Raw genomic sequence first — 12,483 nt, forward strand, 5'->3', positions numbered from 1 at the left:
TTAAAAAAGATTAAGTCAATACAAAAAATTAAGATTGAGTTAAAAAATAATAAATGACTTAAAATAAATAGTTATAAACTAATATTTATTTATATTAAGTAAATTTAAGTTTTAACGATTTCATTAATGAACACTATTTTTATAAAATCGTTTTAATAGTCTATCAATAGAGTTATTTATAATAGTATTATTATGCAATAAATTACCCATAATAATACTGTGTTTTTTTAAAATTATAATTTTAAATTATCAGTATGCGATGTTGTTTAAAATTTCTAATGATATTGAACATATATGTTAGTGTATTGGAATAACGTAACTAAAATTAAAGATTAGTACACCATTTTAATATTATCTTAGTTGAGATACAGATTCTCTATTTTAACAAAAAGGCTATGCTACAAACGATGTTATCGCTCAATGATTAGATACTATAGTTGAATGGGTTATTACTGGACGTCGGTTAAATCAATTTTGATGGTGAAACTATATTCTTATAAGCGTGTTCTATAAATTCTAGTATTTACATCTAATAGTGTATTGTATATTGGTAATATGTTTCAAACAATTTAGCTGATATCGAATTAATTGTCAATTTTGCTATCCAAAATAAGATAATACAGCAGACTATAAGAATTTAGTCTATTAGTACATAATGATTTTAAAATAAATTCCTTTTTAAATTTATTATCTTTAATAAAGAGAATTAAATAAAAAAATAAAATAAAAATATACAGTATATTTGATATTCAATAAAATTTACTAATATATATTAAATTTGATTTACTTATCATTGTGAATAATAGACAAACTTACAATTTTTGATATCTAAAAAATAGATATGCAATTTTTATTTTTTATATATCTACGTCTACACGCAAAGTTTTAATTATTTTATTTCTGATATTATCTATAACGTTAATCAATTTTGGTGATCATTACTTACTATGATTCTTTTAATAATTATTGTTTTAAATTTTAATAAATTGAATAAAATTTATTAATTTAATTCAATTTATTATATGATGAGTTAAATGAATTTATTTATCATTATAAAATAAAGGCATTTTTGTACAATTTACTCTCATATTTTAAGTTTTAAAAACATTGGCGTAGCATTACGTTTATATGAAAGTAAATTAAATATTGGCACTGAGAATTTGTAAAATATTTTGAAATAACATAAATTTTTATAAAAAAATCAGATTAACTGCTTTAATTAAATGTTCCCATTAAGTAAACTTACCATAAAAACACTACACTTAAAAAACATAAAAATAATAATCAAATGCTACAAAGATTAGATGATCTAATATATTAATTAATAATTATTTCATATACATATGTACTGTGTATACTAGTGTTAGTATTGATAAAGCCAAAGATGTTAAGTATAAATCTTAAATAGATATATAACAAAATTATAAAGGTTAGTCTAGACAGAAACCATGAACGAGTACCAATTGTAGTATAAACTTATACCGACTTAAAATGTAAAAAGTAAATAGTAGATTTTAAGCTAAATTATATCTAGTTATAAAATCAATTTTGCTAATAAAAACTTATATTCATTAATTAGGCTTCTATTAGCATAATATGGAAAATTTATAGCTTACAAAATAATGGTAAAAGTTGCTGTATGTACTGAAAATTTTAAATTGTTTTATTTTAAATTTGGAAAGTAACTACATACTTTACACAATATACAAATTTTTTCTAAACAAACAAGGCACTTTTTAGCAGTTGAGCTTACATTTGCATGCATTCATTAAAAAACACTAGAAAACTTTATAAAAATGATCCCAAAAAAAATAGCATTTTTCATATTTTCAAGAAAGTTATTAAATAAATTAAAAATATTTAACTTAATTAATTGAATTTTATTGAAACTAAAGGATAAAATTATGATTTTTTAAAATTCTACAAAATAATTAAAAGCGAAAAAATTTAAAAATTCAAAATGAAGAAAATACTTACATAACAAACAATTAACTCAGCAAGCCTTATGATCATGCAATCATCTGAATTTTTTTTTAACCCATTGAGACTTAAATTGTACGGTGAATGTCTTATTGAATCGTCTGCTGGTACAGGTAAAACCTTTACTATTAGTATACTATATCTAAGATTATTACTAGGGTTGGGTGGTAAATATGCATATATGCGACCTCTATCAGTAGAAGAGATTTTAGTCGTTACTTTTACTGAAGCAGCGACTGCTGAAATCCGTGATCGTATTCATCAAAATATTCATGAATTACGGTTAGCTTGTATTCGTAAATACAGTTACAATTCTATGCTAATGGAATTGTTGAACGATATTCTAGATCCTGCTGATGCTGCTTTACTTCTGCTAGCGGCTGAGCGCCAAATGGATCAAGCAGCTATCTTTACTATTCACGGTTTCTGTCAGCGCATGCTTACTATTAATGCTTTTGAATCTGGAATTTTTTTTAATCAAAAATTAATTGAAGATGAAAAAAATCTATTTCAAGAGGCCACGACCGATTTTTGGCGATCTCATTTCTATCCCCTACCATTTGATATTGCAAAAATAATTTTTGAAAAATGGAGTGGACCTGAAAAATTGTTGGAAACATTATACCCTTTTTTACAAAGTCAAGGTCCTACTTTAAATTTTCAATTTAATGAAAATGAAACGTTAATTTCATTACATGAAAAAAATTTATTACTTATTGATACCATGAAAACTAAGTGGCTAAAAAAAGTACCAACAATATTTACGCTACTTTCTGAAGCTGATGTTGATAAACGTATATATAATAATAAATATTTACCTTTATGGATTGAGAAAATTTCACTGTGGGCAGACAGTAAAACTTGTGATTATAAAATACCTTCTGAACTAATACGTTTTGGACAAAAGAAATTACGACAAAAAAAAAATAAAGACAATGTTCCTTACGATTCATTGTTTTTAGAAATTGACGAGTTTTTGGAAAAAGATATTTCATTACATAATCTAATTATTAGTAAAGCATTACAAGAAATACATAGTACAGTAAAAAAACAAAAACACTTAAAGGCAATACTCAGTTTTAATGATTTGCTTAGTTTGCTAGATGATGCTCTTAAAAAAACTAGTGGTAATGAATTGGCACAATCTATTCGACAGCGTTTTCCAGTAGCTCTAATTGATGAATTTCAAGATACTGATCCATTGCAATACCGTATTTTTCGTGCATTATATTCAAATCAGCCTTCGCATGCACTATTGCTAATTGGTGATCCAAAACAGGCTATCTATGGGTTTCGTGGTGCGGACATCTTTACTTATATTCAGGCACGCAATGAAATAAAATCACATTATACCTTGGATATTAACTGGCGCTCTTCGTCAGCTATGATTGATAGTGTTAATCAAATTTTTTCTCGAATTAATAATCCATTTATTTTTAATGATATTTCTTTTTTACCAGTAAAGTGCGCCTTTGAGAATCAAAAGCTAACTTTTCTTTTGGATAATCAACCACAGCCAGCTTTTCGTTTTTGGTTACAACCTGGTAATAGTTGTAGCATTAATAATTATCAAAAATATATGGCACAGCAGTGTGCAGCTAGTATTAGTGTCTGGCTAGAAGCTGGTCAACAACAGCGTGCTCAATTGGGTAAAGAGAAAATGCTACGGCCGATTCAAGCATCTGATATTACCGTACTCGTTCGAAACCATTATGAAGCGCATCTAATATGCAATGCACTTAATCAATTTAATATTTGTTCTGTGTATCTTTCGAACCGGAATAGTGTTTATAGCACACTGGAAGCTCGTGAATTAATATGGTTATTAAAAGCAGTTTTAGAACCTGAATGTGAAAGCACAGTACGAACTGCTTTAGCAACTTCGCTATTTTCTTTTAGCGCTTTACAGCTTGAGAATTTATATCAAGATATACGTTATTGGGATAAATTAGTAAATGTCTTTTCAGAATGGCAGTTAACATGGCAGCAATACGGTTTATTACCCATGCTTCGTCAAATTATGAATAAATATCATTTACCAGAAAATTTATTAGCATCAAAAAATGGAGAACGCCGCTTAACTGATTTAATGCATTTAGGAGAATTATTGCAGGAAGTTTCATTCAAACTAGATACGCAACATGCTTTAGTGCGCTATTTAGAACGGAAAGTAGCATCTCCAAATACTCCATCTATTAAAGAACAACAACGTTTAGAACATGATCGTTGTCTAGTACATATTGTTACAATTCACAAATCTAAAGGACTGCAATATCCAATAGTATGCTTACCGTTTGCTGTAGCATTTCGAGAACTGAATACAATCTTAACTTTGATGAAATCTACTGATGAAAGTTTTGCATTAGCTAAACAAAAAAGATTGGCAGAAGACTTACGTTTATTGTATGTAGCATTAACACGTTCAATCTATCATTGCAGTGTAGGTATTGCACCAATTGTTCGTAACTTACGTGAATGTAAAATTAACAAAGCAAATGTAACTACTGATTTACATCTCAGTGCGCTTGGTTATTTACTACAGCAAGGTAAAGAAGCCACTGCAAATCAGCTAAAGGTAATACTAGATAAAATAAGTAGTAATAATCCTATTTTTGAAGTAATATCTAGTAACATAGTAGGCGTAGAGCAAAACAAACAACAAAAAGTTAAGGATAATATTCTGCTGAGCGCTCGTAAAATAACGCGTCAACTATGTGATCCATGGTGTGTGACTAGCTATACTAAATTAGTACATCATCATGCTGATATTTTGCATCAAATAATACCAAATTTAGACATAGATGTTACTACAGAAAAAAATAATTTTAAAAAAGATAACATAACATCATTAACCCCTCATGAATTTCCTCGAGGTACTATAGCAGGTACTTTCTTACACGAATTATTTAAATTGCTAGATTTCTCACAACTTCCTACCGAACAGAAACTAACTCAATATTTAGAGAAAAATGGTCACTCTGCCTATTGGCAACCAATGCTTAGAAAATGGATTACAGACGTTGTTAATGTACCACTTAACATGAAAGGAATGACGCTTTCTCAGATATCTCAGCATAATCGATTAACAGAGATGTCCTTTTACTTACCGATTAATAATTTATTGAAGGCAAATGACTTTAATAACATATTAAGAAAAAATGATATTTTATCTTCTCTTGCCCCACCACTTGATTTTATACAAATACAAGGTATGCTGAGGGGATTTATAGATTTAGTTTTTCGATTTGAAGGTAAATATTATTTATTAGATTATAAATCTAATTGGTTAGGTACGAACTCTAAAGCCTATAACTCTAAAACTATAATAGAGACCATGATTAATCATCGATACGATTTACAGTATCAGCTTTATACCTTAGCACTTCATCGTTATTTACAGCATCATCTTGTTAATTATCAATATGAGGAAAATTTTGGAGGTGTATTTTATTTATTTTTACGTGGTATTGAAAGTAATAATTTTTCTAATAGCAGTATATTTTACACACGACCGAAGTATGAATGTATTTTTCAGTTAGATACCTTATTTCGTACTAAGGCAATGATACAATGACCGACATGATACAGCTATTAGAACACGCAGCAACATTAAACTTATTTCGTGCATTAGATATTCAATTTGCTCAATTAGTCACTAACAACTCTCAACCCGCACGTCTCCTAGCAGCAGCTTGTCTAAGCGCTAAAGTTGGTGATGGACATGTTTGCCTGCCATTGTCGCAGTTAACTTGTGAATTGCTTTTTAAAGGACGTCATCCTGAGCTTGCTCATGCAATTTGGAAAGCAGCTGGTCAACCGAAAGATTGGTATACTATATTTTATGGTTGGTCAGCAATTAGCATTATTGGTAGCAAAACAGCACCAATTGTTTTGGTTGCAGATCGACTTTATCTACATCGATTATGGCAAGATGAAGGGAAAATAGCACGTTTTTTCCAACAGCAATCTATATTGCAAGATTTTGAATTTAATCAAGTTCGCATTGTTCTAGATCAGTTCTTTGGAACTCAAGAAGAAAATTTTCATAAAATTGCTGCTGCAGCAGCAATAACCCAAAAAATTACAATAATATGTGGAGGTCCTGGAACTGGTAAAACTACTACAGTAGCAAAGTTATTAGCAGCATTGATTCGACTAAGTAAAGGGAAAATACGGATTCAGTTAACAGCTCCTACAGGAAAAGCAGCAGCACGTTTAAGTGAAGCTCTTCACAAAACGTTACATCAACTTTCGATAAGTAAAAACGAAGAAAATAGTTTTCCTAAAAAAGCAGTAACACTGCATTGTTTATTAGGAGCACATCCGCAAACACAACGTCTTCATTATCATGATAAACATCATTTGCATCTCGATGTATTAGTAGTAGATGAAACTTCTATGGTTGATTTGAGTATGATGACAAAGTTAATAGCTGCTTTACCATTAAAAGCACGTGTCATTTTTCTCGGTGACCATCATCAGCTAGCTTCCGTAGAGGTAGGTGCTATCTTTGGTGATATTTGCCGCTGTGCTGAAGCTGGGTACAGTACTGTACGTGCTTCACAGCTTAGAAAGCTTACCGGCTGTTATGTCTATGGTAATAATAATGCGTACGCACCAGTTATCCGTGATTCTATTTGTCTGTTGCGAAAAAATTATCGTTTTCATTTTAATTCTGGTATTGCTCAGTTAGCATCAGCTGTACTTAATGGAAATACTCAATTAATGGAAGACTTATTAAAATCTAGCCTTACTGATATTAATCGTCATTCAATAAACTCTAGTCAAACTTATGAAACTATGTTAGAACAAGTAATAGAAGGTTATAGTCCAATTTTACGGTTGATTCAAAAAAATCATGATCCTATAGAAATTTTAACTGCATTCAACTTGTATCAACTTTTATGTGTTCTTCGAGAGGGACCATTCGGGATTGAAGGGTTAAATCAGCGCATTGAGCAAAAGTTAAGAAAAATGCAATTAATTCGCTGTTCTTGTAGTATAAATACTACTAATTTTTGGTATCAAGGACGACCAATAATGGTAACTCGTAACGATAGTATACTGGGGTTATCTAATGGGGATGTAGGTATTACTATGTATGATCGTCAAGGTTTTCTAAAAGTATTTTTTCTATTAGATAATAATAAAGTTAAAATGGTACAACCAAACCGTTTGCCAACTCATAATACGACATGGGCTATGACGGTACATAAATCACAAGGATCAGAATTTGATCATGTTGCGTTAGTAATGCCAACACATTGTCTGCCAGTACTAACTCGAGAATTAATCTATACTGCAATTACTCGTGCGCGCAATAAATTAACTTTATATGGTGATCATAACATTTTTTCTTATGCTATACAATTACGCACTCAACGAAATAGTGGCTTACTAGAACGATTATGTGTTTCTATTTAAAAATTAATATTAATATACTTCTACCATCAAAACTTTTGAACCACGTTGATAGTTATACATTTTTTTCTTGCTTTCAGGTAGTGATTCAATACTGACTGGCGCAAAACCCCGTTCTTGAAACCAATGAATACTGTATGTAGTTAGTACAAAAATTTTTCGTAATCCGATTTGACGTGCTTGTAAAGTTAATCGATTTAATAAAAGTTCTCCGCGAGATGAGCTACGATATTCTGGATGCACAGCTACACAAGCAATTTCTCCTATCTTCTCATCTAAAAATGGATACAGTGCTGCACAGGCAATGGTTAAATTATCATGTTTAATAACGGTAAATTTATCAATTTCCATTTCTAACTGTTCACGAGAACGACGTACTAAAATTCCTTGTTGTTCCAGAGGACGAATGAGTTCTAAAATACCTCCTATATCATTAATAGTTGCTTGGCGAATTTGTTCAGCCGATTCCATAACAATCTGTGTACCAATACCGTCACGAGAAAATAGTTCTTGTAGCAAGCAACCATCTTCTTGATAACTGATTAAGTGGCTACGTCGCACGCCTTTACGACATGCTTTAACTGCACCAGAAAGAAAATACATAGTATTCAAAAGCGAATGATTGTCATTTTTTATATTATCAATATATACTTGAGCTTCATAAGGGAATAATTCTGAAATGGTTTCACCATCTTGGTTAGTAACACCTTGTTCTGCGCAAAAACCTATCATTTTTTCGGCTTTAAGTTTAATCGCTATCTGTGTAGCTATTTCTTCTGATACTAAATTAAAGCTTTCACCGGTTACTGATGCTGCTATTGGTCCAAGCAAAACGATATTATTGTTATTCAATTGTTGGTAAATTGCCTTTTCATCAATTCGACGAATTCGACCACTATGGCAATAGTCTACTCCTTCATGTACACCTAAAGGTTGAGCAATAATAAAATTTCCACTTACAACATTAATATGCGCACCTTTTAATGGAGTATTATTTAAACTCATCGATAAACGTGCTGTTATATCTAGTTGCAAACGTCCTGCAATCTTTTTTATCAATTCCAACGAACGTAGATCAGTGACTCGTATTTTTTTATGGTAAATCGGTTCTAATTGTTGTTGTATTACACTAATATGGATTTGTGGCCGTGCGCCGTATACTAAAATCAGGCGAATACCTAAACTATGTAGTAAACCAATATCGTTAATAATATTTGAAAAATTTTCATGTTCAATGGCTTCACCACATAACATGATAACAAAAGTTTTACCCCTGTGGGTATTAATATAGGGAACGGTATGACGAAAACTCTGTACTAATTCAGTACTGCGTTTCTTCACGATAGATCCTCTAAAAACTTTTATGTTAGCCTTTCATATTATTATACAATGTTGAGTCAAAATGTTATTTGTTATTTATAAATCATATTTATTTAATACATTCCATTTGTTTAAATGTATTTATATATATATGCTTATATAATATGCTGTATATTATTTATATTTATAAAATTTTTACGAATAATTTAAAAAAAATTTAAACAATTTCTAAAATTTATTGACATAATAATATTTGATGTTTGGGCATTAATAAAAATTTAGTTATAGTGAATTAATGTAGTAATTTTTAAAGTTATCGCATAACTCAGTAACTTACTTTATCGGTGTTATATATAACGTCTTGTTATTAATTTTTAATGATTTTAATGTAACCAGGCTATTCAAAATAAACAAGGATTTAAAAACATTAGAAAAACGTAATCCTTTTAGGATGAATATACTAACATTACAAAAATTTTGACATAGTTACGGATAATTGAATATTAATTTTCAATTAATGAGATTGTGATTTCATTGACATAACTGATTTCTAAGCATTTTAGAATTATACATGTTAATTTGGTTGCGGGGGACGGATTTGAACCGTCGACCTTCGGGTTATGAGCCCGACGAGCTACCAAACTGCTCCACCCCGCGGCGTCTTTAATACTATATAATGTACTCTTGATATTGAATGATGCAACTTCTTTTTTCTAAAAAAAAGTAAAATAATGTCAATTAATGAATATTTAAAATAAAAAGATATCTATCTATTGATTTTAATCAATATTTGAATACGACATATATAGATAAATTTTATCTTACCTTAACATTGTAACTTATAATATAGAAAAAAATAGAAATTACATAGAAAAAGTTTGTCGCAATGTAGGTAGATCAATAAATTTTATTTGTCAACATTATATATTGGTTACAAAATAGTAATTACACACAGTCACTATATTTTATATTTTTAAAATTAAATCAAAACACTAAATTTATTAAACACATGAATATGTAGTTAGAAGGAAGGTGAGTGAATAGAAATATTTAAGATCAAATTTTACAAATTGAGTAACATTAAAGCTGAAAAAAAGAATTTTCCGTAAAATTGAAAATTGTTTTTTTATTGCGATATATAAATTGATTCAATCAGTTAAAATTTATTTTCCATCAGATGACAGAACGCATACATACTAAGCCTTACCAATTATTATTACACCACATTATTTAAATGCATTCATGCATAATGTTATTCTCGTCAAAAAAAATAAGCTTAAATATCTAATTGATTAGATGTTTCTAAAAAAGAAACAAAAATTTGTAAAAAAGGATTCTTAATTTTTGATTGTCCCATTAAAGCATCATATTAGGTAAAATATGAAAATTTAATCAATAATTAAATTTTAGAGTACAAGTTAGCACGGATACTGATTTTTACGATACACGTGTTTTAACATTTTTTAGATATAATGGTAACAATAGCAGCATGTATAATAGGTTGGTTAATGTTTAATCAAACTAAATAAAATAAAGAATAAATATATGTAAATGTGCCTTGTTCAAGTACATAGAAAATATACCACATAAAATACTTATTCTCCTAGATAATTAATTTTTGATTTTTTTTTAATAGTTAGAAGAATGCTTACTAAATTTATACTATCCCTCTAGTACTGCTTATGAGGAATATTTCTTTAAATTGATATAAATTAATTATTCTAGCGACAGGGATACTCGACTACTATGAAGTAGTACATGCAATTTAATGAATAAATATAAACAATACTCTCAGTTTAGAAGACCTGTAATTAAGTATGCTAAAAAATATTAGAAAATATATTCTACTAAGGAATTTCTATTAGTTAATTATTCATTTTTAATTTTATATTGTCTTAATTTATTGACGAGCTAGACGTAAGTAATTCGGTAAAAAAGTTACGTTACTTCGCCATGGGTTGATATCAATACCACCCCGTCTTGTATAACGAGCATACACAGTTAGCGCTGTGGGTTTACAAAATCGAAGAAGATCACTGAAAATTCGTTCAATGCATTGTTCATGGAATTCGTTATGTTGACGAAAAGATACTAAATAAGATAGTAACGATTCACGATTAATACGCGGTCCTTCATAACGAATCATTATTGAAGCCCAATCTGGTTGATTAGTAATCATACAATTAGATTTTAGTAGATGACTGATTAGAGTTTCAGTTACAATTTTATCGTTACTATTCATGCAGGCAAGATAGTTTATATTTAAATTGTAATCAGTTATTATAATATCTTGTTCATCGAGTAATTCGCCTTCAAAATATCCTATTTTCTGATCGTTTAGGTCGCTCAATTTAAATAATTTTATACAAACATTACCCATAGCACAATTACTGATGTCTTTTTGTAAGATATGATGTACTTCATCCCAATCAGCAAAAATTGCTTGATTAAAACTGTTGAGGTACAGTTTAAAGCTTTTAGATTCAATAAAATTTTGGCTATCAGCAGATATAATGACTTGACCTATTGCTACTTGCGGCAATCCTTTCTTATTTAACCAAGATAATTCATATAATGTCCAAATATCTGCACCATGGAATGATAATTTATTTTTTTGAATATTTAGTACGTTGCGACTGAGGTTACGTGGTAGAGATTGTAATAATGTGTCCTGATAACCAATAGGATAACTTGTAGGCTTACCTAATACTAGATTATTGATTATTTTATGCTGATTTTTGAAAGTCATATATGCTTACCTTACTTTATTTTAAATAAAATTCATTAATTACAATCTGTCTTTTGCAGAATGCTGAGTTATGCAGTAAAAATAAGCATGTTAGTAGAATGTTTCTATTTTAAAAGATTTATAGTTATTGTTTTTTGCGTAACCTGTATGGTTCTATAATAAAGACTATGTTTTTTAAGTTTATTTAATAAAAGATATTGTTTTAAAAATATTAAATTTAATTTAATAAACTTTAAATATTGATAGTTTTTTAGTTTCATTGCATGAGCTCGATACGTTTATATAATAATCGAATCATTCATCAAGAATGATAGTAGAACCATAATGTTGATCAAAACTAATGATAAATTAAATAAGGTAATACATTTACATAGATTGTTATCTTTTCATACATAACAAAGCTAAAAGGGTATATCATCGTCAAAATGCATTAAGGGTTCGTTGTGTACAACACCACTTTCTTGTGAATGTTGCTGAGTAGTTTGGCTGCTCTTCTTATTCTGTAATGTTTCAAGTTTATTATTATAATCGTCTACTTTTGTTAGACCATTAATATTAATACTTGACTGACGAGTACCTAACATTTGCATAGTACCATTTATGTTGACAACTATTTCGGTAGAATAGCGATCTTGACCATTTTGATCCTGCCATTTACGCGTACGTAATTGTCCTTCAATATAAACTTGAGATCCTTTGCGTAAATACTCGCTAGCAATTTCTGCCAACTTGCCAAATAGTACAACACGATGCCATTCTGTAATTTCTCTGTTTTCCCCAGTTTGTTTATCGCGCCAATTTTCTGATGTAGCTAAGGTAATATTAGCTACCGCACTTCCATTGGGCATATAACGTACTTCTGGATCTTGACCTAAATTTCCTACAAGAATTACTTTATTTATACCACGATTAGCCATATCACTAACCCCCTATAAATTATAGAATAATTAATTACTAATTCTAAAAAAATTTTCAATTTAAAATAGTGAGATAATATTAAGTCATACTTAATT

General features: G+C 29.3%; 5 protein-coding genes and 1 tRNA gene. 2 read left to right on the top strand and 4 right to left on the bottom strand.

The features are described from left to right. The first annotated feature begins 2,008 nt into the window (after positions 1–2,008). Together recB and recD are read left to right on the top strand one after the other, a co-directional pair. Positions 2,009–5,554, top strand: a complete 3,546-nt coding sequence (recB, locus tag BMSBPS_RS03085; RefSeq protein WP_456064360.1) for an exodeoxyribonuclease V subunit beta — start codon at positions 2,009–2,011, stop codon at positions 5,552–5,554. Next, positions 5,551–7,404, top strand: a complete 1,854-nt coding sequence (gene recD, locus BMSBPS_RS03090) for an exodeoxyribonuclease V subunit alpha (RefSeq protein ID WP_022564146.1) — start codon at positions 5,551–5,553, stop codon at positions 7,402–7,404. The genes recB and recD overlap by 4 nt, the downstream gene beginning before the upstream one ends. A 9-nt stretch (positions 7,405–7,413) precedes the next feature. On the opposite strand, the gene argA is transcribed toward recD, so the two are convergent. The 4 genes from argA to BMSBPS_RS03110 all read right to left on the bottom strand — a co-directional run bounded on the left by argA (position 7,414) and on the right by BMSBPS_RS03110 (position 12,387). Next, positions 7,414–8,745, bottom strand: coding sequence for an amino-acid N-acetyltransferase (argA, locus tag BMSBPS_RS03095; RefSeq protein WP_102029172.1), 1,332 nt, complete (start codon positions 8,743–8,745; stop codon positions 7,414–7,416). Positions 8,746–9,301: 556 nt separating this feature from the next. Next, positions 9,302–9,378: transfer RNA gene (locus BMSBPS_RS03100), tRNA-Met, on the bottom strand. A 1,243-nt stretch (positions 9,379–10,621) separates the two neighbouring features. Continuing rightward, a complete protein-coding gene (gene queF / locus BMSBPS_RS03105; protein ID WP_022564148.1) occupies positions 10,622–11,470 on the bottom strand; it encodes an NADPH-dependent 7-cyano-7-deazaguanine reductase QueF in 849 nt (282 codons plus the stop codon). Between the two features lie 401 nt (positions 11,471–11,871). Continuing rightward, entirely contained in the window at positions 11,872–12,387 is a 516-nt protein-coding gene (locus BMSBPS_RS03110; protein WP_022564150.1) for a single-stranded DNA-binding protein, read from the bottom strand. Between the last annotated feature and the right edge of the window lie 96 nt (positions 12,388–12,483).

Source organism: Candidatus Pantoea carbekii (genome assembly GCF_000971765.1).
Classification (GTDB): Bacteria; Pseudomonadota; Gammaproteobacteria; order Enterobacterales; family Enterobacteriaceae; genus Pantoea_A; species Pantoea_A carbekii.

Bases quoted from the DNA above. Each gene is read 5' to 3' on its own strand.
- recD (WP_022564146.1), top strand. From the start codon at position 5,551: ATGACCGACATGATACAGCTATTAGAACACGCAGCAACATTAAACTTA.
- queF (WP_022564148.1), bottom strand. From the start codon at position 11,470: ATGACTTTCAAAAATCAGCATAAAATAATCAATAATCTAGTATTAGGT.
- BMSBPS_RS03110 (WP_022564150.1), bottom strand. From the start codon at position 12,387: ATGGCTAATCGTGGTATAAATAAAGTAATTCTTGTAGGAAATTTAGGT.